Source organism: Streptomyces sp. NPDC003034 (genome assembly GCF_053591375.1).
In genome coordinates this window covers 159,995-185,986 of record NZ_JBSFTS010000006.1, presented here as the reverse complement: position 1 = coordinate 185,986, position 25,992 = coordinate 159,995, and the positions used below count along the sequence as shown (strand labels likewise).

Annotated in this window: 27 protein-coding genes; 10 read left to right on the top strand and 17 right to left on the bottom strand. The window is 72.9% G+C overall.

What is annotated here, in order from left to right:
- Positions 1-3: 3 nt before the first annotated feature.
- Genes ACWDX7_RS10090 through ACWDX7_RS10045 form a run of 10 tightly spaced genes read right to left on the bottom strand, consistent with a single transcriptional unit; the run spans position 4 to position 11,274 of the window.
- Positions 4-1,512 carry an ABC transporter ATP-binding protein gene (locus tag ACWDX7_RS10090; protein ID WP_451490743.1) on the bottom strand — a complete coding sequence of 503 codons (1,509 nt, stop codon included), beginning with the start codon at positions 1,510-1,512 and terminating at the stop codon, positions 4-6.
- Positions 1,509-2,348: an ABC transporter permease gene (locus tag ACWDX7_RS10085; RefSeq protein ID WP_451490744.1), complete on the bottom strand. Its 840-nt coding sequence runs from the start codon at positions 2,346-2,348 to the stop codon at positions 1,509-1,511. The genes ACWDX7_RS10090 and ACWDX7_RS10085 overlap by 4 nt, the downstream gene beginning before the upstream one ends.
- Positions 2,345-3,301, bottom strand: coding sequence for an ABC transporter permease (locus ACWDX7_RS10080; RefSeq protein ID WP_451490905.1), 957 nt, complete (start codon positions 3,299-3,301; stop codon positions 2,345-2,347). The genes ACWDX7_RS10085 and ACWDX7_RS10080 overlap by 4 nt, the downstream gene beginning before the upstream one ends.
- A complete protein-coding gene (locus tag ACWDX7_RS10075) occupies positions 3,289-4,857 on the bottom strand; it encodes an ABC transporter substrate-binding protein (protein ID WP_451490745.1) in 1,569 nt (522 codons plus the stop codon). The genes ACWDX7_RS10080 and ACWDX7_RS10075 overlap by 13 nt, the downstream gene beginning before the upstream one ends.
- Positions 4,854-5,690, bottom strand: a complete 837-nt coding sequence (locus ACWDX7_RS10070) for a class I SAM-dependent methyltransferase (protein ID WP_451490746.1) — start codon at positions 5,688-5,690, stop codon at positions 4,854-4,856. The genes ACWDX7_RS10075 and ACWDX7_RS10070 overlap by 4 nt, the downstream gene beginning before the upstream one ends.
- On the bottom strand, positions 5,687-6,958 hold the full coding sequence (locus ACWDX7_RS10065) for an MFS transporter (protein WP_451490747.1): 1,272 nt from the start codon (positions 6,956-6,958) through the stop codon (positions 5,687-5,689). Before ACWDX7_RS10065 ends, ACWDX7_RS10070 begins: the two co-directional genes overlap by 4 nt.
- A complete protein-coding gene (locus tag ACWDX7_RS10060; RefSeq protein ID WP_451490748.1) occupies positions 6,955-8,010 on the bottom strand; it encodes an enolase C-terminal domain-like protein in 1,056 nt (351 codons plus the stop codon). Before ACWDX7_RS10060 ends, ACWDX7_RS10065 begins: the two co-directional genes overlap by 4 nt.
- Positions 8,007-9,176: a PLP-dependent cysteine synthase family protein gene (locus tag ACWDX7_RS10055; protein ID WP_451490749.1), complete on the bottom strand. Its 1,170-nt coding sequence runs from the start codon at positions 9,174-9,176 to the stop codon at positions 8,007-8,009. The genes ACWDX7_RS10060 and ACWDX7_RS10055 overlap by 4 nt, the downstream gene beginning before the upstream one ends.
- Positions 9,173-10,006: a Rossmann-like domain-containing protein gene (locus ACWDX7_RS10050; RefSeq protein WP_451490750.1), complete on the bottom strand. Its 834-nt coding sequence runs from the start codon at positions 10,004-10,006 to the stop codon at positions 9,173-9,175. Before ACWDX7_RS10050 ends, ACWDX7_RS10055 begins: the two co-directional genes overlap by 4 nt.
- Positions 10,003-11,274: an ATP-grasp domain-containing protein gene (locus ACWDX7_RS10045; protein WP_451490751.1), complete on the bottom strand. Its 1,272-nt coding sequence runs from the start codon at positions 11,272-11,274 to the stop codon at positions 10,003-10,005. The genes ACWDX7_RS10050 and ACWDX7_RS10045 overlap by 4 nt, the downstream gene beginning before the upstream one ends.
- 262 nt (positions 11,275-11,536) lie before the next feature.
- Here ACWDX7_RS10045 and ACWDX7_RS10040 point away from each other — a divergent pair, with 262 nt between their 5' ends.
- From ACWDX7_RS10040 to ACWDX7_RS10025, 4 genes are all read left to right on the top strand, one after another.
- Positions 11,537-12,070, top strand: coding sequence for a GNAT family N-acetyltransferase (locus tag ACWDX7_RS10040; RefSeq protein ID WP_451490906.1), 534 nt, complete (start codon positions 11,537-11,539; stop codon positions 12,068-12,070).
- A gap of 142 nt (positions 12,071-12,212) precedes the next feature.
- Positions 12,213-13,061, top strand: a complete 849-nt coding sequence (locus ACWDX7_RS10035) for a class I SAM-dependent methyltransferase (protein WP_451490752.1) — start codon at positions 12,213-12,215, stop codon at positions 13,059-13,061.
- A gap of 192 nt (positions 13,062-13,253) precedes the next feature.
- Positions 13,254-13,757, top strand: coding sequence for a hypothetical protein (locus tag ACWDX7_RS10030; protein ID WP_451490753.1), 504 nt, complete (start codon positions 13,254-13,256; stop codon positions 13,755-13,757).
- A gap of 150 nt (positions 13,758-13,907) precedes the next feature.
- Positions 13,908-15,191, top strand: coding sequence for a hypothetical protein (locus ACWDX7_RS10025; RefSeq protein ID WP_451490754.1), 1,284 nt, complete (start codon positions 13,908-13,910; stop codon positions 15,189-15,191).
- A gap of 35 nt (positions 15,192-15,226) precedes the next feature.
- Here the strand turns inward: ACWDX7_RS10025 and ACWDX7_RS10020 are convergent, their stop codons facing one another.
- Complete coding sequence (locus ACWDX7_RS10020; protein ID WP_451490755.1) at positions 15,227-15,508, bottom strand: hypothetical protein; 282 nt, start codon at positions 15,506-15,508, stop codon at positions 15,227-15,229.
- Between the two features lie 195 nt (positions 15,509-15,703).
- On the opposite strand from ACWDX7_RS10020, the gene ACWDX7_RS10015 reads away from it, so the two are divergent.
- Positions 15,704-16,096 (top strand): response regulator, encoded by a 393-nt coding sequence (locus tag ACWDX7_RS10015; RefSeq protein ID WP_451490756.1) that lies wholly within the window; start codon positions 15,704-15,706, stop codon positions 16,094-16,096.
- 40 nt (positions 16,097-16,136) lie between these two features.
- Here ACWDX7_RS10015 and ACWDX7_RS10010 read toward each other — a convergent pair whose 3' ends face one another.
- The 4 genes from ACWDX7_RS10010 to ACWDX7_RS09995 form a co-directional block, all read right to left on the bottom strand.
- Complete coding sequence (locus ACWDX7_RS10010; protein ID WP_451490757.1) at positions 16,137-16,532, bottom strand: DUF2267 domain-containing protein; 396 nt, start codon at positions 16,530-16,532, stop codon at positions 16,137-16,139.
- Positions 16,533-16,560: 28 nt separating this feature from the next.
- Complete coding sequence (locus ACWDX7_RS10005; protein WP_451490758.1) at positions 16,561-16,995, bottom strand: Hsp20/alpha crystallin family protein; 435 nt, start codon at positions 16,993-16,995, stop codon at positions 16,561-16,563.
- Positions 16,996-17,106: 111 nt separating this feature from the next.
- Entirely contained in the window at positions 17,107-17,781 is a 675-nt protein-coding gene (locus tag ACWDX7_RS10000; protein ID WP_451490759.1) for a M15 family metallopeptidase, read from the bottom strand.
- A gap of 257 nt (positions 17,782-18,038) precedes the next feature.
- Positions 18,039-18,449, bottom strand: coding sequence for a rodlin (locus ACWDX7_RS09995; protein ID WP_451490760.1), 411 nt, complete (start codon positions 18,447-18,449; stop codon positions 18,039-18,041).
- Positions 18,450-18,633: 184 nt separating this feature from the next.
- Here ACWDX7_RS09995 and ACWDX7_RS09990 point away from each other — a divergent pair, with 184 nt between their 5' ends.
- Complete coding sequence (locus ACWDX7_RS09990) at positions 18,634-20,193, top strand: AMP-binding protein (protein WP_451490761.1); 1,560 nt, start codon at positions 18,634-18,636, stop codon at positions 20,191-20,193.
- Between the two features lie 381 nt (positions 20,194-20,574).
- Here ACWDX7_RS09990 and ACWDX7_RS09985 read toward each other — a convergent pair whose 3' ends face one another.
- Positions 20,575-20,754: a hypothetical protein gene (locus ACWDX7_RS09985; RefSeq protein WP_451490762.1), complete on the bottom strand. Its 180-nt coding sequence runs from the start codon at positions 20,752-20,754 to the stop codon at positions 20,575-20,577.
- A gap of 253 nt (positions 20,755-21,007) precedes the next feature.
- Positions 21,008-21,415 (bottom strand): YciI family protein, encoded by a 408-nt coding sequence (locus ACWDX7_RS09980; RefSeq protein ID WP_451490763.1) that lies wholly within the window; start codon positions 21,413-21,415, stop codon positions 21,008-21,010.
- 213 nt (positions 21,416-21,628) lie between these two features.
- Between ACWDX7_RS09980 and ACWDX7_RS09975 the strand changes: the two genes are divergently transcribed.
- From ACWDX7_RS09975 to ACWDX7_RS09960, 4 genes are all read left to right on the top strand, one after another.
- The gene (locus ACWDX7_RS09975; protein ID WP_451490764.1) at positions 21,629-21,826 is read left to right on the top strand and encodes a serine protease inhibitor; all 198 of its coding nucleotides are present in this window, start codon (positions 21,629-21,631) and stop codon (positions 21,824-21,826) included.
- A 39-nt stretch (positions 21,827-21,865) separates the two neighbouring features.
- Positions 21,866-22,297 (top strand): GNAT family N-acetyltransferase, encoded by a 432-nt coding sequence (locus tag ACWDX7_RS09970; RefSeq protein ID WP_451490765.1) that lies wholly within the window; start codon positions 21,866-21,868, stop codon positions 22,295-22,297.
- A 174-nt stretch (positions 22,298-22,471) separates the two neighbouring features.
- Positions 22,472-23,218, top strand: coding sequence for a hypothetical protein (locus ACWDX7_RS09965; RefSeq protein ID WP_451490766.1), 747 nt, complete (start codon positions 22,472-22,474; stop codon positions 23,216-23,218).
- Positions 23,219-23,504: 286 nt separating this feature from the next.
- Positions 23,505-25,811, top strand: a complete 2,307-nt coding sequence (locus ACWDX7_RS09960) for a D-alanyl-D-alanine carboxypeptidase family protein (RefSeq protein WP_451490767.1) — start codon at positions 23,505-23,507, stop codon at positions 25,809-25,811.
- Positions 25,812-25,992 lie beyond the last annotated feature (181 nt).

Below are 25,992 nucleotides of genomic sequence, written 5' to 3'. Positions count from 1 at the left end.
GTTTCATGCCCCCGCCGTATGGGACAGCCCCCGCCCCGTCCCGTACGCGGCCTGGAGCAGGCCCCGGGTGACGGGGTGCTGCGGTGCGGTGAGCAGCCGCTCGCCGGGACCCTCCTCCACGACCCGTCCCGCGTCCAGCACGGCGATGCGGTCGGCCAGCGCTTCCGCGGCTCCCAGGTCGTGGGTGATGAACACCAGGGCCAGTCCGGTGCGGTCCCGCAGCCCGGCGAGGAGGTCGAGGAGGGCGCGCCGGGTGGCGGGGTCCAGTCCCGAGGTGATCTCGTCGCAGACGAGGACCCCCGGCCGGGCCAGCAGCGTCCGGGCCAAGGCGGCCCGCTGGAGTTCGCCGCCGGAGAGGGCCCCGGGACGGCGCCCGGCCGTGCTCGCGCTGAGACCGAGGGACTCCATGGTCCGCCCGGCTTCCTCGCGCGCCTCGTCCGGGCCGGCGCCGCGCAGCCGGACCGCCGTACGGGCGACCTGGTCCAGGACCGGCCGGTGTTCGGCGAAGGCCGCCTTCGGGTCCTGGAACACGTACTGCACGGCCGCGAGTTGTGCGCGACTGCGCGCCCGCAGGCTGCCCGGCAGGGGCAGGCCGTCCAATAGGACGCTCCCGCGGTGGCGCGTGTGCAGTCCGGCCAGGCAGCGCCCCAGGGTGGTCTTGCCGCTGCCGGAGCGGCCGACCAGCGCCAGGCACTCCCCCGCGGCCACCGAGAGGGCGACATCGCTGAGCACCTCGACGCTTCCCCGCGCCGTACGGTGCGCCGCGCTCAGGGCCCGCGTCTCCAGCCGGGCGGGCCCGTCCGGGCGTGGGGGGCGCGGCGGCGGTACCACCGGCGCGGGTGACGCGCCGCCGAGGACCGATCGCGCCGGGCCCCGCTCGACGACGCGGCCCGCGCGCATCACGACGACTTCGTCGGCCAACTGCCGTACCACCTCCGTGTCATGGCTCAGCAGGATGACGGCGATGCCCTGCCGGGCGAGGTCGGCCAGTTCCCTCACGATGCCCTGCTTGGTGAGCGCGTCCTGCCCGGTCGTGGGCTCGTCCGCGACGATGGCGCGGGCGCCGGACAGCAGTGCCTGCGCCAGCACCACGCGCTGCTGCTGGCCGCCGGACAGCTGGTGGGGGAATCGGCGCAGGACCTCCGCCGGGTCCGGGAGCTGCGCCAGGCGCAGCGCTTGGTGCACGCGCTCCCGGACCTCCTGCCGGCCGCCGCCCGCCCGTACGGCGATGTCGCGCAGCAGGGCGCCGACGCGCCGGGCGGGGTTGAGTACGGCCGCGGGGTGCTGGGGCACGTATCCGACCCCGCCCGGCGGGGTGCGCACCGTACCTTCGACATCGGCGCCGGCCGGGTACTCACCGAGGAGCGCCAGGCCGGTGGTGGTCTTGCCGCTGCCGGAGGGGCCGATGACGGCGGTGATCCGGCCCGCGTGGGCCTGGAGGCTCACGCCGTCGACGATGGCCCGCCCCCCGGTCTCGACCCGCAGTCCCCGTACTTCCACGACGGCGCTCATCGCACCCTTCCCTTCCCTCGGCCGGGCCTTCGCACAGCTCCCTCGCGCGCGGCTCCGTCCTGTAGCGCCGCGTCGAACAGCAGGTTGACGCCCATCGAGAGCGCCGCGATGAGCAGGGCGGGCACCACCACGGCCCAGGGCTGCAGGAAGAGGCCCGTGCGGTTGCGGTCGACCATCACCGCCCAGTCGGCGGCGTCCGGTTGCACCCCGACACCGAGGAACGCGGCGGTGGCGACCAGGTAGAGGGCCCCCGTCAGCCGGATCCCGGCGTCCGCGGCGAGCGTGCGCCGCATGGAGCGGGCGACGTAGCCGACGGCCGTGCGCCACCAGGATTCGCCCTGCATGCGCAGTGCCTCGACGGCCGGCCGGGAGGAGACCTCCACCGCCGCCGCGTGGACGACGCGCGCCGCGTCGGGCACGGCGGCCAGGCCGACCAGGACCGTCAGTCCCACCGGGCCGGGAGTGAAGGTCGCCGCGACGAGCAGCACCAGGAGCAGCGAGGGCACGGCGATCAGCACGTCCAGTGGCCGCATCAGGCCTTCCTCCAGCCAGGTGCGGTGCGTGAGGGCGGCGGCGAGCCCGACCGGCAGGGCGACGAGGTAGGTGAGGACGCTCGCGCCGAGTGCCACGAGCACGACCGGTCTGCCGCCGAGCAGTACCTGCCGCCAGACGTCGCGGCCGGTGAAGTCGGTCCCGAGCCAGTGGTCTTGGCCGGTGGCGAAGGAGACGGACCGCGGTCCGGGCGGCCCGGCGATCAGGGGTCCGAGGAGGGCGAGCAGGAGCGGTACGGCGACGACGGCGACGCCGAGGAAGTAGCGGGGTGCGGGATGCCTCATGCCGCCACCTCGAAGCGCGGTGCGAAGCGGCGGGCGACGAGGTCGGCGCCGAGGTTGGCCAGGACGGTGACCACGCCGAAGACGACCGCCATGCCCTGCACGACCGGTACGTCGCGGGCGGCGACGGCCTCGATGAGTACGGTGCCCAGGCCCGGGATGACGAACAGCGCCTCCACGACGATCACTCCGCTCAGGAGCCAGTCGCAGGTGCGGGCCAGTTGCTGGGTGGCGGGCGCCAGGGCGTTGGGCAGGGCGTGGGTCCAGCGGACGCGGGCGCCGGACAGGCCGTAGCGGCGGGCCTGGGCGACGTACGGGGAGGCCATCGCCTCGATCATGCCGGCCCGCACCAGACGGCTCAGGGTGCACACCGGCCGAGCCGTCAGTACCAGCACGGGCAGGATCAGGACGGCGGGCTCCACGGCGGGGTCGACGCCGACGGCGGTCGCCGGCAGCCAGCCCAGGTGCAGGGCGAACAGTGCGGCCAGCAGCACGCCGAGGGCGAATTCCGGTACGGCGTGCAGGGCCAGGGTCACGGCGCTGACGGTCCGGTCCACGGGTCCGCCCTCGCGGCGCGCGGCGAGGACGCCGAGGCCCACCGAGAGCGGGATCAGCACGAGGAGGGTGGTGGCCGCCAGGAGCAGGGTGGAGCCGAGGCCCGCCGTCAGATAGCCGGTCACGGGCCGCCCGGTGACCAGGGAGGTGCCGAGGTCGCCGCGGAGCATGCCGCCCACCCACTCCAGGAACCGTTCGGTGGCGGGCCGGTCCAGCCGCATGGTCTCGCGGATGCGGGCGATGCGCTCGGGGTCGGGCTGGTCCCCGGCGAGGGCGACCGCCGCGTCGCCTGGCAGCGCCTCGGTCAGTACGAAGATCAGCAGGACGACGGCCGCCGTCTGCCCCAGGCCGAGGAGCAGGCGGCGGCCGATCCAGGGAAGGCCCCCCGTCACGCGAGCCAGATCTTGTCGAAGCGCGCCCAGTCGAGCGTGTTGGCGGGAGCCTTCGCGGACACCCCGCGCACCTTGGGCGCGGTGGCGACGATCCAGTCGGCGAAGCCCCAGATCAGGAAGCCCCCTTCGTCGTACAGCCGGCGCTGCATCCGCTCGTAGAGGGCGGTGCGCTCCTTCTCGTCCCCGGTGGACTGGGCCTGCTGGTACAGGTCGTCGAAGTCCTTGTGCTGCCACTTGGTGGCGTTGGTGGTGGAGCCGGTGAGCAGCCGTTGGGAGACGTGGGACTCGATGGGCATGGCGCCGGAGCGGTAGGAGGCGAAGGTTCCGGCGGAGAGGATGTCCTTCCAGTACGTCTCCTTGTTGCCGACCTTGACCTCAACGGTGACACCGGCCTTGGCGGCCTGGTCCTTGAAGATCCCGGCGGCCTCGATGAAGCCGGTGGCCGCGGGCGCCGTGTCGAGGGTGACCTTGAGCCCTTCGGCGCCGGCCTCCTTCAGCAGGGCCCGGGCTCGGTCGAGGTCCTGGGTGCGCTGCGGCAGGCCGGAGGCGTAGTACTGGCAGCCCTTGCCGAAGAGGTCGTTGCCGATCTCGCCCGCTCCGGAGAGGGCGCCGTCGACGAGTTCCTTGCGGTCGGCGATGAGGAAGAACGCCTGCCGGACCCTCTTGTCGTTGAAGGGGGGCCGGTCGGTCTTCATGACGAAGCCCTGCATGGCGCTGCCCGGCAGGCGTACGACGTCGATCCGGCCCTTGCCCTCGTGGGCGCGGGCGGTGGCCGGGTTGAGTTCGTGGGCGTATTCGACCTGCCCCCCGAGCAGGGCGCTGACGCGGGCGGACTCCTCGGTGGCGATGACGAATTCGAGCTCTTCGAGGTGGGGTGCGCCTTCCCAGTACGCGGGGTTGCGCTTGACCAGGAGGCTGCTGCCGGGCTTGAAGGAGACGAAGGTGAAGGGGCCGGATCCGACGGGCCGGTCGAAGGCGGTGGCGTCCTTGGGCACGATGTACGCGCCGAAGGCGGCGAGGGTGTTGGGGAATTCGGCGTAGGGGCGCTTGAGCTTGAACTCGACGGTGGAGGCGTCCACGGCGCGGCTGGCGGCGAGGTCGATGGGCTCCAGCGAGGCCTTGGCGCGGAAGGTGCCCTTCGGATCGGCGATCCTGCGGTAGCTGTAGAGGACGTCCTCGGCCGTAACGGGCCGGCCGTCGTGGAAGGCGGCCGGGCGCAGGGTGATCTGCCAGGTGTCGAGGGTCGCGTTGGGCGTCCAGCCGGCGGCGAGGCGGGGTACGGGGGCGAGGTCGGCGCCGAAGTCGGCGAGCTTGTCGAAGAGGGCCTTGGCGCGGGCGGCGTCGACGAACAGGTTGGCCGCGTGCGGGTCGAGGGTTTCGCCGGCGCCGCCGCCCGCGAAGGCGGCGCGCAGACGGCCGCCTGACTTGGGGGTGGTCCCCCCGCCGTTCTTCGCGTCGGTGGCGGGGGTTCCCGTGGTGCCGCAGCCGGCGGCGAGGGCGAGCGCGGTGGCGCTGCCGGCGAGGAGGAAGCCTCGGCGGGCCAGATCGGGGTGCCGGTCGTTCATGCGGTGCTGTCTCCGTTGCTGTGAGGTGCCGTCAGGCGGGCGATGAGGTGGAGCCGGTCGGAGCTCACGGTGGGATGCGGCAGGTCGCCTTGGCTCCAAGGCGGTTCGGTCCGGGGGCCGGGCCCGTCGTAGAGCCCCAGCATCTCGAAGCCGGCCGTGGTCAGGAAGTGCCGGAGCTCCTGCGGGAAGAGCAGGCGCCAGGCGGAGTGCTGCTCCACCGGGGGTGAGCCGTCGTCGGCCGTCCAGTCGCGGCGCCGGCGCAGGAGTTGCGCGCCGTGGTCGATGGAGAGCGTGGTGCGGGAGGTGTAGGTGACCCCGCGCCAGGTGACGTGGGCGAAGCGCGGGCCGTCGAGCAGTTCGGTGTTGCCGAGGAAGAAGGCGCCGTTGCGCATTTCGGCGACGAGCAGGCCGCCGGGCGAGAGGTGGGCGCGGCAGCGGGCCAGGAAGGCGGTGATGTCCTCGTTGGTGTGGCAGTAGAGCAGGGCGCTGTCCAGGCAGACGACGGCGTCGAAGCGGGCCGCTGCGAAGTCGAAGTCGCGCATGTCCGCGCGGTGGTAGGCGGGTCCCGGGTGGTGGCGGCGGGCGTGCGCCAGCATGGCCGGGGAGGTGTCGATGCCGGTGACCCGGCGGCCCGCCCGGTGGTGCAGCCAGGCGGCGTCACGGCCGGTGCCGCAGCCGACGTCGAGGAGGCGCGGGCCGGCGCCGTGGTGGGCCAGCACCTCCTCGGCCCAGCGCGCGGCGCGGTGGTCCGGGTCGGGGAAGCGCTGTTCGTACAGTCCGGGATGGTCCGTGAGCAGGTTTCCGGTCGTCATGAGCAGCTTTCCGGTGGTCATCGGGTCTCGCTTCTCGGGCGGGCACCGGCAGGGGAGGCGGGGTCCTGACCGGGGTCGGGGGGCAGGGCGTGTCTTCGGTGCAGCCGTGCGACGGCCGCCGCGGAGGCCAGGCCGAGGGCGACGCAGCAGGCGAAGGGCAGCCAGGCCAGGCCGGTGTGCCCGGCGGTGTCCATGGCCCAGCCGACCGCCGCGCTGCCCGCGGCGGCCGCGACGCCGGACACGGCGTAGAAGAGGCCGTAGTAGGTGCCGGTCAGGCCGGCCCGGCCGAAGGCGGGTATCAGCTCCATCACGAACGGCTGGGCGATCATCACGCCGAGGTGGAGCAGCAGGGTGCCGGCCAGGACCAGGAGCAGGTGCGCCGGGTGCGGAGCGCAGACTCCGGAGACGAGCATCGGCGGGACGAAGCCCAGGCCCATGACGGCCAGGCCGGTGGCGATCCAGCGGGCGCGGCTGCCCGAGGCTTTAAGCCGGCGGGTGATGCGGAGCTGGAAGAGGAGGTTGGCGACGGTTCCGCCGAGGAAGAGCAGGCCGATGGAGCCGTCCCAGGCGGAGGCCCGCACGGCGGCGTGGGGCAGCAGCAGGTACAGCTGGTTCTCCAGGCCGTACATGCCGATCATGGCGAGGGAGAAGGCCACGAATCCCTTGCTGCGTACGGCCTCACGCCAGTCAGCCAGTACGCGGGTCTCGGGGGCCGGTACCGTGCGGGCGGGCAGCACCAGGAGCTGCGCGAGGGTGAGGACGGCGAAGACGGCCGCCGAGGTGACGGCGGCGGCCCGGAAGTCCACGAGGAGCAGCAGGCTTCCGAGCAGGGGTCCGAGCAGGGCCCCGGTGGTGGCGAAGACGTTGAACAGCGCGAAGGCCTCGGCCTTGCGCTCTCCGGCCTCCTGGGCGACGTACGTCCGTACGGCGGGGTTGAAGAGGGCGCCCGCCAGCCCGCTGAGTATGGATGCGGTGAGCAGCAGCGGCAGGGTGTCGCCGAGGGCGAACAGCGCGAAGCCGACCGTCCGCAGGCCGCAGCCCGCGATGATCACGCCGCGGGCGCCGAGCCGGTCGGCGGCCGAACCGCCCAGGAGGAACAGCCCCTGCTGGCTGAGGTTGCGCACCCCGAGGACCACGCCGACGACGGCCGCGGAGAGGCCGAGGTCTTCGGACAGGTGGGTGGCGAGGTACGGGATGAGCAGGTAGAAGCCGGTGTTCACGCCGAGCTGGTTGACGAGCAGGAGCCGTACGGCGAGCGGGAAGCTCCGTACGGCGGCGAGGGTCTTCACCGTGCGCCCTCCGCGTGGGCGAGTCTGACGCCGAGGCCGGCCCGGTTCGCGGCGCGTACGGTTCCGTCGGCTCCGCCGATGCCCGTCCACGGGTCGTCGGCGAGCAGCAGGTGCCCGTCGAGGTCGACCCAGCGGGCCCGGTCGGCGAGGTGCACGGCGGGGGCGATGCCCAGGGAGCTGGCGGTGAGGCAGCCGAGCATGAGCTCGGTGCCGCTGCCGCGCAGGGCTGCGTGGATGCGCAGCGCGGCCCGCACCCCGCCGCATTTGGCGAGTTTGACGTTGACTCCGTGGACCCGGCCGGCGAGCGCCACGGCGTCCTCGTACGAGACGGCGTCCTCGTCGGCGATGACGGGCAGCGGTGATTGCTTCGCGACCCGGGCCAGTGCGTCGGGGCGCCCGGGCGCGATGGGCTGCTCCACGGCGGTGACGCCGAGGGCGGCGAAGCGCGGCAGCAGGTCGAGGGCCTGGCGTTCGGTCCAGGCGCCGTTCGGGTCCAGCAGCAGGCTCGCCTCGGGCGCTCCCGTGCGTACGGCTTCGACGCGGGCGAGGTCCTCCGCCGGATCGGGGGATCCGGCCTTGACCTTGAGGACGGTGAAGCCGCTCACCGCGAGGCGGGCGGCCTGCGCCGCGGCCGGTACGGGCGCGATGATGCCGATCGTACGAGCCGTCGCGGCGGCCGGTGCCGCGTGCGTGCCCAGCAGCCGGTGGGCGGGTTCGCCGGCCCGCTTGCCGACCAGGTCCAGCAGGGCGGCTTCGAGTGCGGCGAGGACTCCGGCGGGCAGGCCCTCCCATGCCGTGTTCCCGGCGCCCGTCTCGGCCCAGGCGGTCTCGGGGTCGGGGAAGCGCTCGGTCCGGGTGCGGGACGCCTCCAAGTGCTTGACGATGGCCGTGGTGGGCAGCCCGAGGTAGTCGCTGCTGACGGCTTCGCCCCAGCCGCGCAGTCCGCCGTGCTCGATCGCGACCCAGACGGCGTCGCGGCGGGCCATCACCGAGCGGGAGATGCGCAGCGGTTCGGCCAGTTCGAGGTCGGTGGTGTGCCAGGTGAGCTTCATTCCGCGCCTCCGCGGGTCGGTGCGGGCAGCGGCGGGCGGCCGTTGACGGACAGCGGCGCGTGGGGCGGCTCGGGCAGCGGCGAACGGTCGGTGGCCACCGGGTCGATCACGGTCCGGCAGCGGACCCAGCCGGCCGCCTCGACCGCGCGGGGGTGCGGGATCTCCAGGGGGCGGACGGCGAGCACGGCCGTGTCCAGGCCGTGGGCGTGGCAGAAGTCGTCGTCGTAGACGGTGCCGAGGTAGCGGTGGGGACCGTCCGGGAAGATGGTGGCCACGACCGCGCCGGGCTCGACCCGCGCCGCCCAGGCGGAGACCAGGGCCACGGCTCCGGTGCTCCAGCCGCCGCTGACGAAATTGGAGCGGGCGAGTCTGCGGCAGGCGTCGACCGCCTCCGCCGGTCCCACCCAGTGCACTTCGTCGAAGGCCTCGTGGACGACGTTGTCCGGATGGATGCTGCTGCCCAGACCCCGCATCAGCCGGGGGCGGGCGGGCTGTCCGAAGATGGCGGAGCCGACGGAGTCGACTCCGATCACTTTCAGCCGGGGCCAGCGCCGGCGCAGCGGGCCGGCCAGTCCCCCGCTGTGGCCGCCGGTGCCCACGCTGCACACGAGGACGTCCAGGTGGTCGAGCTGGTCGGTCAGTTCGGTGGCGAGGGCGAGGTAGCCGGCGGCGTTGTCCGGGTTGTTGTACTGGTCGGGCCAGTAGGCGTGCGGCATGCGGCGCAGGACCTCGCGCAGCCGGGCGATCCGGGCCGCCTGCCAGCCGCCTTCCGCCGCGGGCCGGTCGACGAGCTCCAGCTCGGCCCCGTACGCGCGCAGCAGCTGCCGCATGGACGGTTCGAGCTCGGTGTCGCCGACGAGGACGACGGGATGGCCGAGGGCCTGGCCGGCGAAGGCCAGCCCCACCCCCAGCGTGCCGGAGGTCGACTCGACCACCGGGCAGCCGGGCAGCAGTTCGCCGCGCGCGCGGGCGCCGCTCAGCATGGAGACTGCGGCGCGGGCCTTCATACCGCCGGCGCCGAGGCATTCCAGCTTCGCCCAGAAGCCGGGGTGCCGGTGCGGTAATGCGGTGCGGATCCTGGCGAGCGGGGTACGGCCGACCAGGGGCAGCAGATCCGGATTGGCGGCCGTGGCCGCGGGGCGGGGCAGGATCGGTGCGACGGTCATCGGCCTCCTCCGTAGCGGTGGACGACGCCCGGGCCGCCGTCGAGCCAGAAGAAGGGGTACGGCTCGGCGGACACGGCGCTGACGCCCGCCCCGAGGAAGCGCGGCAGGACGGCGCTGCCCGTCTGGGCGAACATGACCAGCGGCTTGCCGGTGGCGGCGGCATGGTCGAGCAGGGGCTGGAAGGTGCCGTTGCCGAGCGTCATGCCGGAGGCGAGGATCGCGTCGCAGTGCTCCAGCTCCGAGGCGGCGTCCGTCAGGACGGGCTCCCCCCATTCGGTGGCGCCGCCCTTGAGGTCGCAGGGGGCGTACGGTGTCCGGCGCTCGCGCAGCTGCTCCAGCAGCGAGTTGACGACCCCGACGACCAGGACCCGGCGCAGGCCGGTCGCCGGCAGGAGGTCCGCCACGGCGCGGGCTCGGGCGCGGGAGCGGTGCAGCGAGCTGCCGGCCGCGATCGCGTACGGGCGGGCCCCGTGCTCGGGGGTGTGCGGGCGGACGTGCATCAGGTAGGCGTCGAGCGCGGCGATCCGCACGGGCAGCAGCGGGTGGTCGAGCAGGCTGGCGACGGTGGCGCCCACGCACTCGTCCAGCGAGGCGGCGGGCAGGGTGCCCGGTTCCACCGCGCAGGATCCGACGGCGGCGGCCAGCCGCAGGCTCAGTACCTCGTTGCGGTAGCCGCCGGAGCGGCCTTCGTGCCGTACGGCCTGCGCGGTGGTGAAGGCGAGCGCCACCCGTTCCCGGGCGGGGTCGGGACCGTAGAAACCGGTGCGCACCCGCTCCATGAGGTCCTCGACGCTGCGTACGGACGGCTCGTGGAGGGTGGGGGCGCTCATGCGCTCACCGCTGCGGGCAGCTCGTAGCGGGGGCTCAGGCCGGCGATCAGCCGCTCGGCCGCCCGTCGCGCGCCACCGCCTTCGGTGTCGGTGGTCATGACGTGGCCCAGGTACTCGTTGTTGCTGGTCGCGGGCCGGACGGTACGGCCCGGTTCGGCGAGGGTGAGTTCCACGACCCCGGGCGTGGCCCGTACCTCCTCGGCGCCGTCGATGCCGGTCACGGTCCCGGCGGAGTCGGGCAGCAGGAAGGCGATGGCCGCGCTGCGCACCCCGGTGGAGCGGTGGTCAAGGTCCGGTGTGCGGCCGAGTGCGACGTCCACGCAGGCGGCCGCGAGGTCGATGCCGGTGACGTGGCGGACCAGTTCGGTGATGCGGTTTCCCGCCGGGCGGGGGTTGACCTCGATCAGGCGGGGCCCGGTGGGGGTCAGCTTGATCTCTGTGTGACAGACGACCTGGTCCAGGCCGAGGGCCTTGACGGCCCGTACGGCGCTGTCGGCGGCCTCCCGGGCCTCGGCCGGGCCGATGTCCGCCGGGAACATGTGGCCGGTCTCGATGAAGGCCGGCGCGCCGCCGATGCTCTTGTCGGTGACTCCGACGACGTGCGTGGCGCCGCCGAAGGAGACGGTCTCGACGCTGACCTCCGGGCCGGTGAGCAGTTCTTCGAGGAGGAAGACCGGGGCCCGCTCCTGGCCCCGGGCATTGACGGGGAACTCGGTCAGGGCCCGGCAGGCCAGATCCAGTTCGTGCTCGTCGTGGACCTGGCGGACCAGCATCCCGGCGCACAGGTCCACCGGCTTGACGACCAGCGGGTAGCCGATCTCACGGGCGGCGGACAGCGCCTGCGCCGTGTCCGTGCAGACGGCGAAACGCGGCCCGCCCACCCCCGCCTCGGCCAGCGTCCGGCGGGTCAGGTCCTTGCGGCAGGCGCTCTCGACGGCTTCTGCGGCGGGGCCGGGCAGCCCCAGCCGCTCGGCGGTGCGCGCCACCGCGGGGAGGTAGTAGTCGCAGGAGGACACCACCCCGTCGAAGCTGAGCACGGCGTGCAGCCGCTCGACCTGCGGCAGCAGCGACTCCACGTCGTTGGTGTCCGCGGTGATGATGTTGCGCGCCGCGAGCAGCGGGTGCGGTCCGCCGGCGGGGGCTGAACGCAGGTAGTGGTGCAGGTCGCGGGTGAGGAAGCTGAACTCGTGTCCGCTCTCGCGGATCGCCCTCGGCAGGAGCCTGCTCATCGACCCCACCCAGCTTTCGATAACCAGCAGATGTCCCACGGGACTTCCTCTCAGACCGCCGTCACAGCTCTTGGGTACGCGTCGGGTGCGGGCGGCTGTCAGGAGGCGTCCGACCGGACCCAGAGGGACGCTATCTGAAAGCGTTTTCATTTCCAATACGTCGATTTTCCGATACGGTGAAGCGATGAGGGATCTGAGACAGCATCAGGCGCCGCCGCTTCGGGCGCCCGAGCACCGAAACGCAGGGCCGTACGAGGTACGGCACGCCGGGCCGGAGGACGTACGCGGAGCGCGCAGCGTCATGCTCGACACCTTCTACCGGGAGTTCGCCTACGGATACGTGCCCGAGTGGCACTCCGACGTGATCGACCTCCGCGCCACGTACCTCGACGACCCGCGCCACACCCTGGTGGTGGCGGTACGCGAGGACGGCGAGGTGGTGGGCACGACCGCGCTCCACTCCCGGGGGCCCGCCCACCCGCCGCATCCCAGATGGCTGGCGGAGCGCTACCCGTCGGGGCGCACGGCCCAGCTGCTGCGCGTGTACGTACGCCCCGGCCACCGAAGGCACGGGCTGGCGCGCGCCATGGTGAGGGCGGCCTGCGAGTTCGCGGCGGGGGTCCCCGGCTACGAGAGCATCTACCTCCACACCAATGTCGACATCCCCGGCGCCGAGGCGTTCTGGCGCAGTCTGGCCACCGAGGTCTGCGATGCCCGTACGACCGGTGAGCACGGCGGCTTCGGCACGGTCCACTTCGAGATCCCGCTCCCGCAGCGCCCCTCGGGCGGGCACCCGGCGGGCCCCGCGATGGTGCGGGAGCCGGTCTGTTCGTAGGCGGCGGCCATTCACCCGATCGAGCGACCGGCGGAGCGGCGAGCCGGGACGACCGGTGCCGGGGAGGCGGGCGTGCGCGGCGGCTCCGGCAGGCCGGTGCCGGGAAATCTCCTTATGCTCGGAGAAGGGGCCGCTCCGACGCATGAAGGGCGCTGTCATGACGGAGGCGAGCGGCGCGGCGGCCTTGGCCGACCGCGCCCTGAAGGCCAAGCACCGCGCGATGTGGGCTCTGGGCGACTACCCGTCGGTGGCTTCACACGTCATCTCCGAGCTGGGGCCCCTCCTCGTCCAGGAGTGCGGTGTAAAGCCCGGTGACCGGGTGCTCGACGTCGCCGCCGGCGCCGGCAACGCCGCCCTTCCGGCCGCCATGGCGGAGGCCGACGTGGTGGCGTCCGACCTGACGCCGGAGCTGCTGGAGGTCGGGCGGCAGCGGGCCGCGGTGCGCGGTGTCCAACTGGAGTGGCGGGAGGCGGACGCCGAGGCGCTGCCCTTCGCGGACGGCGAGTTCGATGTCGTGATGTCCTGCGTGGGCGTCATGTTCGCGCCGCACCATCAGGCCGCCGCGGACGAGCTGCTCCGGGTCTGCCGCGCCGGCGGCACGATCGGCCTGATCAACTGGACGCCGGAGGGCTTCCTGGGCCGGATGTTCGCCACGATGAAGCCCTACGCTCCCCCACCTCCGCCGGACGCCCTCCCGCCCCCGTTGTGGGGGGACGAGGAGCACGTCCACGAACTCCTCGGCGACGGCGTCACCGACGTGGAGGCCCGCCGCCGGACGGTGCGCGTGGACCGGTTCGGGCAGCCCTCGGCCTTCCGCGAGTTCTTCAAGGCCTGCTACGGCCCCACCATCGCCGTCTACCGCAACATCGCCGGCGATCCCGAACGGACCGCCGCCCTCGACCGCGACCTCGACGCCCTCGCCCGGGAGCACACCGAGAACGGCGTCATGGAGTGGGAGTACCTCCTCCTCACGGCCCACCGAAGCGGCTGACCGTACGCCGAACCGGTCGGACCGTACGCCGAACCGGTCGGAGCCGGGGCGACTTTCGGACGCCTCTTGATCTGCGCATGACATTTCAACATCCCTGTGCCACTCTCCTGGCGCACTCCGAATCCGGGATCCTCCGCCAGACGGCCGAAACCGGGTTCAGACCCCCACAAGGACGTGGCAAGGAGGAGCGACATGAGGTACATCTCCCGGCTCACAGGACTGGCGGCGCTGGCTGTCGCGGCAACCGTCGGCGGCACTTCGGGAGCCGTCGCGTCAGGACCCGCGGCCGATATGAAGGTGGACGGGGTGATCGCGGTATCGGGCTCCACCTGCGCCTGGACCAATGCGAACACCAGCGCCGCGCCACCGAGCACGCTCACCGTCGACCGCACCACGATCAACAGGCCCGGCGGCAATCTCGCGTGCGACGGCGGCCTCACCGCGGCCCTCAACAACAACCCCGTCTTCACCTTCGACGACGCCGGCGGCGTGGCGAAGACCGACCTCATCGACATCACCGGACAGCAGAGCTTCGTCTCCTGCCGCTACAAGGCGACGAACATCGTGTGGGACCGGGAGGGGACGAGCAGGAAGTACGTCAACCGGCCCTTCACCGCCACCAAGACGTCCGGCAGCTTCCTCTGTCCCGGCTCGGTCGCCACGGCGGCCGGGGGCGCCACCATGCTCTTCCACTGATCGCCGCGCCGCGCCGCGATCGGGGGCGGCCTCTTCCGGAGCGGTCCGGGTGAGGCCGCGCCGCCCTGCTGGCACCCCGTCAGCCGCACCCGCGCGGGCGTTGGTTCGCCTGTTTGCGCCGACGTGACCGGAGCCCTAGATTCTCGCCCCATGGCCATGTCACGCAGAACGATCATCAAGGGAATGGCCGCCGCGCCGTTCATCACCGTGGCCGGCGCCGCGCTGGCCCCCAGCACGGCCCGGGCCGCCACCATCGACCCCGGGCAGTTCACACTCGCCGAGCGGACCTCCAACGCGTCCGGGCAGTTCACGGATCTCGTCGCGGGGCTGGCCCGGGTACTGCCCGTCAACACGACGACCGGCGTGCTGGCGACCGCCAACCGTGTCGCGACGCGCCTGTCCGCCGCGCCGGCGGGCGTGGGCGGCTTCTCGCACGGCTTCACCTGGAACAACAGCGACCGCGACGCGGTCGAATGGATTCCGCAGGGCATCACCACCAGTGCCGACGCGCTGGGCGCCGGCCTGTGGCCCGCCGGCGGCAAGCGCGTCGTGCTGGTGTCCTGGTACTTCGAGACCGACCCCAACCAGGACGACGTCCACGAGCTGGCCATCGACAAGGGCATCCGCGTCAGCTTCGTCGACTACACGTCGGCCGTCGCCCCGGTGTACCGGCACGTCCTGCTCGTGGAACCGGTCCGCACGGCCGACGGGACGTACACCTACGAGCCGATCCGCAAGCACGCCGGCGGCATCATGTGGTACGGGAACCGGCTCTACGTCGTGGACACCTACAAGGGCCTGCGGGTGTTCGACATGGACCGCCTGTTCGAGGTCAGTACGGGACTCCCGGACGTCTGCGGACTGCACACCGACGGCCGCTACCACGCGTACGACTACCGGTTCGTCCTCCCGCAGATCGGCGCCTACGACAACACCGGCACCCTGGTCCGCTTCTCGGCGATCGGCCTCGACCGCGAATCGAGCCCGGACAGCCTCACGGTGAGCGAGTACGCCACCAGCCTCACCTCCCCCGCCGTCGACTACTCCGGTCCCGGGTGGAACGGCAACGGCACCACGATCGAAACCCCGAAGATCGTCCGGTGGCCGCTCGACTACACGACCCGCAGGCTCGCCTCCACCACGGCGGTCGAAGCCGTCACGGTGACGCAGGGCAAGATCCAGGGCGTGGTCTCGCGCGACAGCCGGCACTACCTGTCGGCCAGCAACGGCCCGGATGCCAACGGCAGCCTGCGCAGCCTCACTTCGGGCGCCGACACGCCCACCACCGTGGTCCGCCTGGCCACCGGCTGCGAGGACCTCAGCTTCCACAGTGGCACCGCCACCGGCTGGGCGTACCGGGAGTCGGTGATCTGGAACCTCAGCGAGTACGCGGGGCAGCGCGATGTGTACGCGGTGTTCGCCGACGGCTCCTGACGGGGGCCCGTACGCCGCCCGGCGCCTGCTGCTGATCAGCCTCCGGCCCGGCCCCGGGACTCGGGGGCGATCAGGGCCGTCAGTCCCGGGTCCAGCTCCGCGCCGTCGATGAGCAGCGCCTCCACCGTGCGGGTGGCGGGGTCGATGTCGGCCTCCACTCCCTCCCCCGCGTAGTGGGGGTAGCCCGAAGCACCGGTCTGGCCGGTCGCCTCGACCACGGCCGAGCGCAAGGGGTGGTCCGGGCTGGGGCCGCCGCTCTGGTTCTTGACGTGCTCGGGCACCAACAGGATCTCGAAGCGCTGCGGCTCAGTGGTCATGCCCCGACGCTAGACATCCGGGCTCCGGCGATGCAAGAACCGTGGTGGCGTCGGCCGCGTCGCGTCGCCCGGGCATCCCTCTCGTAGGCTCTACGGCGAGCCGGCCCAACCCCGCGCACATGCACCGCATGCACCACATGGACGCGAGGGACCCGAGGGAGGCGATGGACCCGATGCAGAGGAACACCGAACACCATGAGCAGCGATTCCCCCGCCAAGATCCTCCTGGTGGCGAAGGAGCGCACGCTCCGGACCTTGCTTGAGCGCCTCCTCGTGGGGAGGGGCTTCGCCGTGGTCGACGGCGGAAGCGGCGTGGACGCCGTGGCGCTGCTGGACCGGGACGCGCCCGTCGCCCTGGTGGTCTGCGAGCGGACGGGGCCCGGTCTGGACGAGGTGTCGATGTTCGAGGAGATCCGCCGGCACCCCGCCCACCGGCTCGTGCCGATCCTGGCGCTGCCGCCCGCCGATCCGGAGTGCACCGTCCGCGCGCTGGAGGCCGGTGTGAACGAATGTCTCGCGAAGCCCTTCCACCCCACCGAGTTCCTGGCTCGTGTCGAACGGCTCGCGCGCCCCGGGGCGGACGGCTGAGGGCCCGCGCCTCCCCGTGGAAGTGGCCGCCCCCGGCCCGTCAGACGGGCTGGGGCCGGCCGAAGAGCACGTCGTATCCGGGGGGCAGCTGAAGCAGGATCCGCCGCATGAGATCTTCGTCCACGGCATCCGCCACCACGCTGAGCACGGCGCTCACGTCCCACTTGGCGGTCTGCTCCGTGGCGCCGTCGATCCAGGCGGCGGCAGCCCGTACGAACCGCTCCGCATTCAGCGGTTCCGCCGCCCTGAGCGGATTGAGCAGGATCAGCGCGAAGGTCTCGGGCAGGCGGGCCGCCGTCTCCACCCGGTCCTCTCCCACGAGGTGCGCGCCGAGCAGACCGAGCACGACGCGGGCCGCGCGGTCGGCCTCTTCACGGGTGCTGTACTCGCCGCGTTCCTGGACGTGGTCCAGGAACGCCTCCTTTCGCATGACCATCGGTACCTCCGCCGCCTGTTACCGCCGGTCAGCCGCTGATCTGCCGGGGTCCGGCGTCACCGCTGACGGCGATCCTGCGAGGCCGGGCCCGCTCCATGATCGGCATGCGCAGAGTCAGGACACCGTTCTCGTACTCCGCCTCGATCTTCTCCGTGTCCAGGGTGTCGGCCAGCATGACCTGGCGGGAGAAGACCCCCAGCGGGCGTTCGGAGAGTTCCATCTCCACGGCGTCGGACTCGCCGCGGGGCCGCCGCTCGGCCTTGACCGTCAGCATGTTCCGCTCGACGTCGATGTCGATCGCGTCCGTGGACACGCCCGGCAGGTCCATGGCGATCACATACGTGTCGCCCTCCCGGAAGGCGTCCATCGGCACCGCGGTGGGCCGCGACCAGGTGCCCTCCGTACCCATCAGCTGCTGCGTGAGCCGGTCGAGCTCGCGGAACGGGTCAGTGCGCATCAGCATCACGAACACCTCCCATGTGCTACAACGTACTTCCCTTGTAGCATGTCGTCCAAAGGATGACAACGAACATGTCGTCGCAAAGCTGACGTCGAAGAGACCGTGTCGCCGCGGCTACTCGCCGTTCGCGGAGAAATGCTGGTAGTCCGGGTTGGACCAGCGGCCTCCCCAGTGCCATCCGACGTCGCGGAAGGCCCTCAGGATCACGTCCCCCTCGCGGATCATGCCCGGAACGGGACGATCCCGCCGCAGGTGGCGGCGGCCCTCCGGCGGATGCACGGCGCCCCGCCCGTCCACGTACGGGTTCTCCACGGTGTTGATGTCGACGGCGTCACCGTACGCGTGCCGGGACAGCAGCGCGGGCGCTCCGGTGACGCGGCGGCAGTTGTAGGCGGAGGTGTTGTCGTCGGCCATCGCCCGCGCGTCGTTGCCGTCGTACTCGGCCATCACGCGCATCCGGCGGATCGGGAACCGCGCCTCGAAGGCCTTGCCGAAGACCTGCAGCAGGGGCCGGACGGCCTCCTCGTGGACGACCAGTTCTCCCCGGTGGACCTTTCCGTCGAATCCCCAGTGGTTCATCCGGATCAGCCGCAGCCGATGGACCGGTACGGGGCAGCCCGGCCGGTGCGTCGGGCCGATCTTCTCCGGCGGCACGGGGACGACCTCGGCCGCGAGTGCGGGGATCGGGGCCTGCGACCGGATGCGGGGCGGCGCCGCGGTACACGACGCTCCGGTGACGCACAGGACGACGGCCGCCGCCAGGGCGGTGGGGGTGGGGGTGAGGCGCACCCCCGTACGGTACGACCGCGGACGGGTCGGCGGGCGTACGACACCCGGCGCTCCGGGGGGCGCCGAAACGCACCCGCACACACAGAGCCTCCTGCCCGTCAGGGCGGGAGGCTCTGTATGCGAATCGGTGCCCACTGGGACGGCCTTCCGGCCGACGCGCCCGCGTGAGATCCGGATCCACGGATCCGGGACGGAAAAGCCGGGGCCCCGTGGGCACTCGCGCAGGCGTCGGAGGCCCCGGCTCGAAGAGGGGTGCGTCAGCTGCCGGACGAGAAGTTGCCGGACAGGACCGGGATGTTGCTGAGGACGTGCGAGAGCGGCTCGTCACCCTTGGCCTGGGTGGAGTTCTCGGTGCACTGCTGGTGCTGCGGGTTGGCCAGGACGTTGATGTCCTGGACACCGACGTTGACCAGGGCGGCGATCGACTGGGCGTTGATCTTCGCGGGCAGGCCGATGCAGGGCTTGTTCAGGGTGCCCTGGACCAGGCTGAGCTGCGGGCTCATGGCGCCGTGGGTGGTCTGGTTGCCGTAGACCTGCGAGGCGCCGTTGCCGTTCACGGTGTTGATGCCGTTGTCGTTGCCGATGGCCATGGCCGGAGCGGCCACGGCGGCGCCCGCGCCCAGGATCGATGCGGTGGCGGCGGCGGTGGCCATCATCTTCTTGATCATTATTGGTCCTTCTGTTCCACGAGTGCCCGATGGCGTAATGGTGTAGCGCCTTGATCAACGGTTGCCCGCGTGGCAAGTTGCGGGGTGTCACCCGTTCAGCGGTGCGGCGCCGCGTGTGCGACCGCGACGGCCTCGGCCTTCGCCGGGGCGTAGGGTCGACGCGGGGCACGGAGAGGGGGCGCACGTGGTGGCCGCGCGGTATGTCACGGATCTGGTCGAGGCGTTGGAGCGGTACGCGCAGCGCCCGGCCCTCGGCGTCGGCCGGAGCGTCATGCCGTATTCCGAGGTGCTGGACACCGTCTACCGCCTGGCGGGGGTGCTCGCGGAGGCCGGGGTCGGGCGGGGAGCCGGGGTGGCCTGCGTGGCGGGCCGCAACCGGCCCGAGGTGGTGCTGGTGCGGCTCGCCGCGCACCTCCTGGGCGCACGGCTGACCCAGGTCGTCGCCGGGCCGGCCGCCTACGGGCTGGACTTCATCCTCCGGGACTGCCGGCCCGACCTGGTCCTGCACGACGTTCCGGTACCGGAGACCGGTGCCCCCCGGCTGGGCCTGGACGAGCTGGCCGCGCTGGCCGCCGACCGGCCGGGGACGGCGGTGGCCGTGCGGGCGCGGGACGAGGACGTGGCGCGGGTGACCTACACCGGGGGGACCACGGGACGGCCCAAGGGGGTGGCGTCCACCTTCGGGGCGATGGCGGCGCGCAACGACGTCCGCGGCGCGGGCTGGGCCGAGGCGGTCTACCTGTCGGTCACCTCGCTGGCGCAGCGGTCCGGCGGACGATGCCTGGAGCAGTTGCGGGCGGGCGGCCGGGTGGAGATCCTCGAACCCTTCGGGCCCCGTGAGTTCGCCGCCGCGTGCCGGCGGCTGGGCCGGGTGTCCACGTACCTGACGACCTCGATGGTGTACCGGCTGCTGGACCATCCCGCCACCGCCGCGGGCGTGCCGGGGCTGGAGCTGATCTCGTACGGCGACTCCCCCGTCCACGCCGAGCGGCTGCGGGAGGCCGTGACCCGCTGGGGCGGGCGCTGGCAGCAGGGGTACGGCATGAACGAGGCCGCGGTCATCTGCCGCCTCACCCCCGCCGATCACGCGGCGGCGGTCACCGGCCGCCCGGAGCTGCTGGCGTCGGTCGGGCGGCCGGTAGCGGGGGTGCAGGTCCGGGTGCGGGACGCGGACGGCACGGAGGTGCCCGCGGGCCGCACCGGGGAGGTGTGGATCCGGTCGGCAGCGATGATGGCGGAGTACTGGAACCAGCCCGCGCTGACGGCCGAGGTGCTGCGCGACGGGTGGCTGCGGACGGGGGACCTCGGACACGTCGGCGCCGACGGGTACCTCTACCTCGACGACCGCGTCAAGGACGTGGTGATGGTCGACGGCGAGAACGTGTACTGCGTACCGGTCGAGGCGGCGCTCACCCGGCATCCGGCCGTGGCGCGGGCCGCGGTGGTGGGCCGGCACAGCGACCGCACGGGCGAGGAGGTGTGCGCCTTCCTCGTGCCGGCGGAGGGCCGCACGCCCGGTGCCGCGGCGGCTGCCGAGGCCTGTGACCTGGTGGCGGAGGCGCTGGCTCCCGCCTACCGGCCGACCGCGGTGTTCTGGGTGCGGGAGATCCCCCTGACGGGCCGGGGAAAGCCGGACAAGCGGCGGCTGCGGGCGGAAGCGGCGGCCGCCGCCGCGGGTCCGGGGTCCGGTGGGGGTGGGGGTGCGGGGCCCGGTGCGGAGTCCGGTGCCGACGCTCCGGCGTAGCCGGGGCGGGACCCGCAGGTCGTCTATGCCCTGTCCGGGCGATCTCCGCGGGCCCGCGCTGCCTGGCACGGCACCTCTCCCCCAGCTACCGCTGGGAGGGACCCCCGGGTTGCCGGAGCGCGCGAGTACGGCCAAGCACGAGCTGCGCCCCTCCGCCTTGCGATGCACCGCACCGGACAACGCGGCCTGATCCACGAAGACCGCCCGGACAGAACCGGGGGCGTGTCTTTCGGATCTTGCCGGGCCCGCGTTGCCCGGGCACCGCACCTCCCCGCGTTGTCGTGGCTTCCAGGTACGTCCAGTACGAGGCAAGCTCCTCCGCCTTGCGATGCACGGCACCGGACAACGCGGGCCCGGCCGACAAGATCCGAAAGACGCGCCCTATGCGGCCGGTACGACCGAGGCCCTTATCGCCGCGGCCCATTCCTGGAGCAAGACCGCGTGGCGGACGCGCTCCGCGTCGGTCAGGCGGCCGCTGGCGCGGGCGAAGAGACCGCGGATGTCGGCGTTGATCTCGGACAGGGGGCGTTCACCGGTCGCGTTGTCGTGGGTCGGGCTCACGTGATCAAGGGTAAGCGCGCGGTCTGACAGCCGTGACCGTTGTCCGTCATGCGGACGCCCGGCAGCGGCCAGCGGCGCGGTCCAGCTGGTCCGGCCCCGGTCGACCTCGATCGCCGCCCGGCCGCCCGGCCGGGCTTCCCGTACGGCGTCCACAAGCGCGGCGTGTCGAGGCTCCGTAACACCGGATGAGCGCACCCGAGGACCTCCGGCGCCGGCCGGCGCGGCGGGTCCTCGCGCGGCGGTGGGTGGACCGTCACGCCTCGGTCGCCGGCTCTTCTCCGACGGGCTGCACGACGACCGGGTAGTTCGGCGAACCCTCCGGAATGGGACAGGCATAGGCGCGGGCGGCGATTTCGGCGGCTCGGGTGAAGTCGGGCACGTCGACGATCCAGTACCCCGCGAGCACCTCCCCCGTCTCCCCGTACGCTCCGTCGGAGACCACCGGGGATCCGTCGGGTCCGGCCGTGACCAGGCGTGCCTGCTTCGGTTCGGCGAGGCCCTGGCCGTCGACCATCTCGCCCGCCTCCGTGAGCTCGTCGTTCAGCGCGCGCATGTAGTCGAACATGGCCTTGAGGTCCGCCTCCGACCAGGCCGGGTTGCCGTCGCTCGCCTTGCCGCCCATGGCGTCGTAGTCGGCCTGCTTCGCGAGAAGCATGAGCATGTACTTCATCGTGCACCTCACTTCTGTTCGCACCCCCGTGGAGGGGCCTCTCGCATCACGCATCGCAAGCCCCCTCCCATTTCGACACGTCGGGCGTGGCGGCGCGAGGGCGCGGGCGAGGACGCGGGCGAGGGCCGTCCGCGCTACGGCGGGTCCGGTGCGCGGCGGCCTTTGATACCGTCCGTCAGAAGTCTTGTTTCCCGGGGAGGGGCGATGGCGGATTCCGAGTGGCCCGCGCTGATGGGCATGGACGCGCAGGCCGCGCGCGCGACGCTGCACAGGGCCGACCCCACGCTGGTCGTGCACGTGGTCCCCGAGGACGCGGCCGTGACGATGGACTTCAACGAGAAGCGCGTACGGCTGTTCGTGGACGCCGGCGACAGGGTCACCCGGGTGCCGCGCGTCAGCTGACCGCCGCCGGTGCGCATGGCCGCCCTTTAGGCTGAACCAATGAAGATCATTGACCTTGAGCCGGCCGACTCCCGTCTGACCGACGACCTGCTTCCCGTACTCCAGGAACTGCGCCCCCACCTCACGGAGGACCTGTTCCGGGCGATCCTCGCCGAGGGGCACAGCCAGGGGCTGCGCTTCACCGCCGCCTACGACGCCGAGGGCGCCTGCGTGGGCGCGGCCGGCTGGCGGATCGTCGCCACGACCTTCCAGGTGCGCAAGCTGTACGTGGACGACCTGGTCACCACGGCCACCGCCCGCTCCACCGGCGTCGGCCACGCGCTCCTGGCCCACCTGGAGCAGCACGCCAGGGCCGCGGGCTGCACCGACCTCACCCTCGACTCCGGCACCCAGCGGACCGACGCCCACCGCTTCTACTTCCGGGAGCGGATGGCCGTGACCGCCTTCAACTTCTCCAAGCCGCTCGACTGACCCGGTGGCGGGCCGCCTGCCGTCCGCGTAAGGCCCGCCCACCTGGCCCCCTGGCCACCTGGCTGCCCACCTGCCGTTACCGAACCGTCGCCGGTCCGAAGCCCGCTCGGACTCTTCGCCCCCGCACGTGGTTGCTAGGTTCCTGCCTCAGTCGACTCTTGGGGAACCACACGCATGCCCACGCACATCAGACCCGGCCGGGTCCTGTCCATCGCCGTCGTAGCCACCGCACTGCTGGCAGGGGCCGTCGGGTGCTCCGACAAGGGCGGTGCGGGCGTGAGCGGCGCCTCCGTCCCGGCGACGGCAGGGGCTTCCGCGTCCGCGTCCCCTTCCGCGTCGGCGACCCCCTCTCCCTCCCCCTCCCTTCCCGGCTCCGCCTCGCCGTCCGTGGCCGCGTCCGTGGCCGGGACACCGGCCGCCCAGGGCGCCGTACCGGGGCCGCCCGCGAGCCGGACGGCGACGCCGCCGCCCGCTCCCACTCGCCTCACCCCGGCGGTCCAGACCCGCGACGGCGGGCTCGCCCTCCGACGCGGAGGCGCGGCACAGGAGTTCACCGTCACCCTGCGCAACGGGAACACGGAGGAGTACCGTCACCTGCTGGTCGCCTTCCAGATGGAATCGCTGGTCGGCGAGCCCGGTGACCGGCCCGGGAGCGGACCGGGCTTCCTGCTGGAACGTTTCGACCAGGCATCGGGAACCTGGCGGGCGACCGCGCTGCGCATCGCCAACGACGTCACACCGGCGTCCCTGCTGACGGGCGGCACGGCGCTGGGCCGCGAGGCGGTCCGAGTGGAGCGGTACCGTCTGCGCGCGACCGCAGGCGGAGCCACGGGCAGCAGCCCGCTGATGGTGTCCTTCATCGACACCGATGCCGACCGGTCCGTCGCGACGCGGGTGTCCCTGCCGCACACCACCCACTGAGAGCGGCGAACCGGCGACACCGGCAGGTGCGGGGCTACGGCTGCCTGCCATGCGCGCCGTACCAGGACGTAGCGGGATGAATCGGTACTGTCTAAGCCGTCCAGGACTCCCCGCCGCTGACCGCGCCGGGAAATATGACCGAACGGTCACAGCCTCCCGCGTACGGAACGGCGGGAGCACGGCGGTCATCTAGAGGTTCGGCGAGGTTCCGGGGGAGCGTCGCCGCACCTCATCGGCAAGAACCGGCGCGCTGGCGGCCGGGTGTTAAGAGCAAGGCGGGGATGGGATGACAGCGGTAAGGGTGACGGACGGACCCTCCGGCACTCCGGAGCGCGGCCGGACGGACGAACCGGGGGCGGGGGCGGCGGCCGCGGAGGCTCCCCGGAGCGAACCCGTACCCGAGCCGGGGGCCGGTCCCGGCACTGAGGCCGATCTGAGGGAACGGCCCGCGGGCTCCGACGCACGGGAGGGGGAGGCCGGTGCGGAGACCGTGGGCACGGGGGAAGACACCGGCCCGGTGGCTGTGCGCGAGGCCGAGGCCGGGCCTGCGGACATGGACCCGCCGGGGACGGAAGGTGACGAACCGGAGGCGGCTCCCGCATCCGCGACCAAGACCAGGACCACGAGCACGGAGAAGGCCGACCCCCGCGCACAGCCGGCCGAAGCCGGACCCCAGCCGCAGCGCAAGCCCCAGCCGAAGCCGGAGCCCGAGCCGAAGCCGAAGTCGGAGCTGGAGCCGCAGCCCGAACCGGAACCGAAGGCCGAGCTGGAGCCGCAGCCCGAGCCCGAACCGGAACCCAAAGCCGAGTTGGAGCCGCAGCCCGAGCCGGAACCGGAGCCGCAGCCGCAGCCCGAGCCGAAGTCGAAGTCGGAGCTGGAGCCGCAGCCCGAGCCGGAATCCCGGCCCGAGCTGGTGCCCGAGCCGAGGCCGGAGCCCGAGCCCGCACCGGAGTCGGAACCCGAACCCGAGCCCAAGCCCAAGCCCGAGGGATCGGAACCGCCCCGCACGGAGTCTCCTCAGGCGGAGTCTCCCCGGATAGAGGACGGCCCTGCGGAGGACGGCCCTGCGGCGAGACCGGAGGCCAGGGGCGCGGGATCGGGCGCGGCGGGCGCCGGTACGCGGCCGGCCGAGCGGGTGCAGTCCGAGTCGGCTGCGGACCGGACGAGTCCGTCCGTAGTCCTCGATGCCTTGGACGCCCCCGCCCCCGCCCCCGCCCCGGCCGCGTCCCCGGCCGGCGCGGCGGCGCGGCCGCCGTCCGCCGTCGTGAAACCGGCCCTGCAGGCGCCGCTGGCCCCGCTGGAGTTGCCGACCGAGCTCACCAACACCCCCGCGCCGCCGCAGGTTCCGCGCCGCACCGCGGTGCGGCGGCTGAAGCTGTGGACGCCGGTCGTACTCCTGCTGGCCGGCGCCCTCGCGGGCGCCCAGCTGCTGCGTCCCCTGCCCGCGCCGCAGGTCGTCGCCGCCGCGCCCGTCCACACCGTGGAGGGGCAGTTCACCATCCCCTGGCCGGCCGATGGCCAGGGGGCCGTCCGCGTCTCCGGCTCCGGTGACATCGGCACCTTCGGCGAACAGAAGCCCGTGCCCACGGCCAGCGTGGCCAAGGTGATGACGGCGTACGTGATCCTCAAGAACCATCCGCTGCGCAAGAACGATCCGGGACCGGAGATCGAGGTCGACGCGAAGACCGTGGCGGACGGTACGTCCGAGAACGAGTCCCGGATCGAAGGCCTCAGCGTGGGGACGAGGTTCAGCCAGCAGGACATGCTCAAAATGCTCATGATCCCGTCGGGCAACAACATCGCCCGCCTGCTGGCGCGTTGGGACACCGGAACCGACTCCGAAACGGCGTTCGTGGCCAAGATGAACGCCGCCGCGCGGGAGCTCGGGATGCAGGACACCACGTACACGGACCCCAGCGGTCTGGACGCGGGCACCGTCAGCACCGCGGTGGATCAGCTGAAGCTCGCCGAGGCGGTCATGAAGGACGACGCCTTCCGCGCGATCGTCGCCCTGCCCGACGCGAGGATCAAGGGACTGCCCAAGCCGATCTACAACAACAACGGCAATCTGCTGACGGCGCCCGGTCTCAGCATCAAGGGCATCAAGACGGGGTCGAGTTCGCCCGCCGGCGGCACGCTGATGTGGGCGGCGTACAAGTCGGTCGGCGACGAGACCCCGCTGATCCTCGGCACGATGATGGATCAGCGCGTGGACGGGCCCGACCCCAACGCGGCGAACAGCCTGCTCCTGGTGAAGGAGAACAGCAAGAAGGTCATCGAGGCCGTACGGCAGGCACTGGCGCAGGTCACCGCCGCCCGCAAGGGCCAGACGGTGGGCTACGTGGACGACGGACTCGGCGGCCGTACCGCGCTGGTGGCCACGGCGGACCTGAAGGTGGTCGGCGTACCGGGCCAGACCCTGCGGCTCTCCCTCGACACCGGCAGGAAGCCGGCGCCGCGCACCGCGAAGGCGGGGACAGAAGTGGGCGTACTGACCGTCGGCGAGGGGGAAGGCGCCAAGAGCGTGCCGGTCGCGGTGCGGGGCGAGCTGTCCGAGCCCTCGCTCGGTACCCGGCTCACCCGGCTCGGCTAGCGGACGCGATCCGGCAGTTCCGGGAACGCCGTGGCCCCTTCCGCACCGTCGGCCGTCCCGTACGTCCGCCGTGCGGGGGCGCACCGAATGCGCCCCCGCACGGGGTCAAAGGGGTGTCCGGTCTGCTAGGCCCTGTCCGGGGATCTCCGCGGGCCCGCGCTGCCCGGCACGGCACCTCCCT

What these genes read in the sequence shown, in the direction of transcription:
- ACWDX7_RS09960 (WP_451490767.1), top strand. Translation starts at nt 23,505, where the DNA reads ATGACAGCGGTAAGGGTGACGGACGGACCCTCCGGCACTCCGGAGCGC.
- ACWDX7_RS09975 (WP_451490764.1), top strand. Translation starts at nt 21,629, where the DNA reads ATGGCGGATTCCGAGTGGCCCGCGCTGATGGGCATGGACGCGCAGGCC.
- ACWDX7_RS09965 (WP_451490766.1), top strand. Translation starts at nt 22,472, where the DNA reads ATGCCCACGCACATCAGACCCGGCCGGGTCCTGTCCATCGCCGTCGTA.
- ACWDX7_RS10085 (WP_451490744.1), bottom strand. Translation starts at nt 2,348, where the DNA reads ATGAGGCATCCCGCACCCCGCTACTTCCTCGGCGTCGCCGTCGTCGCC.
- ACWDX7_RS10015 (WP_451490756.1), top strand. Translation starts at nt 15,704, where the DNA reads ATGAGCAGCGATTCCCCCGCCAAGATCCTCCTGGTGGCGAAGGAGCGC.
- ACWDX7_RS09980 (WP_451490763.1), bottom strand. Translation starts at nt 21,415, where the DNA reads ATGCTCATGCTTCTCGCGAAGCAGGCCGACTACGACGCCATGGGCGGC.
- ACWDX7_RS10090 (WP_451490743.1), bottom strand. Translation starts at nt 1,512, where the DNA reads ATGAGCGCCGTCGTGGAAGTACGGGGACTGCGGGTCGAGACCGGGGGG.
- ACWDX7_RS10025 (WP_451490754.1), top strand. Translation starts at nt 13,908, where the DNA reads ATGGCCATGTCACGCAGAACGATCATCAAGGGAATGGCCGCCGCGCCG.
- ACWDX7_RS10075 (WP_451490745.1), bottom strand. Translation starts at nt 4,857, where the DNA reads ATGAACGACCGGCACCCCGATCTGGCCCGCCGAGGCTTCCTCCTCGCC.
- ACWDX7_RS09970 (WP_451490765.1), top strand. Translation starts at nt 21,866, where the DNA reads ATGAAGATCATTGACCTTGAGCCGGCCGACTCCCGTCTGACCGACGAC.
- ACWDX7_RS10005 (WP_451490758.1), bottom strand. Translation starts at nt 16,995, where the DNA reads ATGCTGATGCGCACTGACCCGTTCCGCGAGCTCGACCGGCTCACGCAG.
- ACWDX7_RS10020 (WP_451490755.1), bottom strand. Translation starts at nt 15,508, where the DNA reads ATGACCACTGAGCCGCAGCGCTTCGAGATCCTGTTGGTGCCCGAGCAC.
- ACWDX7_RS10030 (WP_451490753.1), top strand. Translation starts at nt 13,254, where the DNA reads ATGAGGTACATCTCCCGGCTCACAGGACTGGCGGCGCTGGCTGTCGCG.
- ACWDX7_RS10040 (WP_451490906.1), top strand. Translation starts at nt 11,537, where the DNA reads ATGCTCGACACCTTCTACCGGGAGTTCGCCTACGGATACGTGCCCGAG.
- ACWDX7_RS10010 (WP_451490757.1), bottom strand. Translation starts at nt 16,532, where the DNA reads ATGGTCATGCGAAAGGAGGCGTTCCTGGACCACGTCCAGGAACGCGGC.
- ACWDX7_RS10050 (WP_451490750.1), bottom strand. Translation starts at nt 10,006, where the DNA reads ATGAGCGCCCCCACCCTCCACGAGCCGTCCGTACGCAGCGTCGAGGAC.
- ACWDX7_RS10055 (WP_451490749.1), bottom strand. Translation starts at nt 9,176, where the DNA reads ATGACCGTCGCACCGATCCTGCCCCGCCCCGCGGCCACGGCCGCCAAT.
- ACWDX7_RS10070 (WP_451490746.1), bottom strand. Translation starts at nt 5,690, where the DNA reads ATGACCACCGGAAAGCTGCTCATGACGACCGGAAACCTGCTCACGGAC.
- ACWDX7_RS10060 (WP_451490748.1), bottom strand. Translation starts at nt 8,010, where the DNA reads ATGAAGCTCACCTGGCACACCACCGACCTCGAACTGGCCGAACCGCTG.
- ACWDX7_RS10035 (WP_451490752.1), top strand. Translation starts at nt 12,213, where the DNA reads ATGAAGGGCGCTGTCATGACGGAGGCGAGCGGCGCGGCGGCCTTGGCC.
- ACWDX7_RS09995 (WP_451490760.1), bottom strand. Translation starts at nt 18,449, where the DNA reads ATGATCAAGAAGATGATGGCCACCGCCGCCGCCACCGCATCGATCCTG.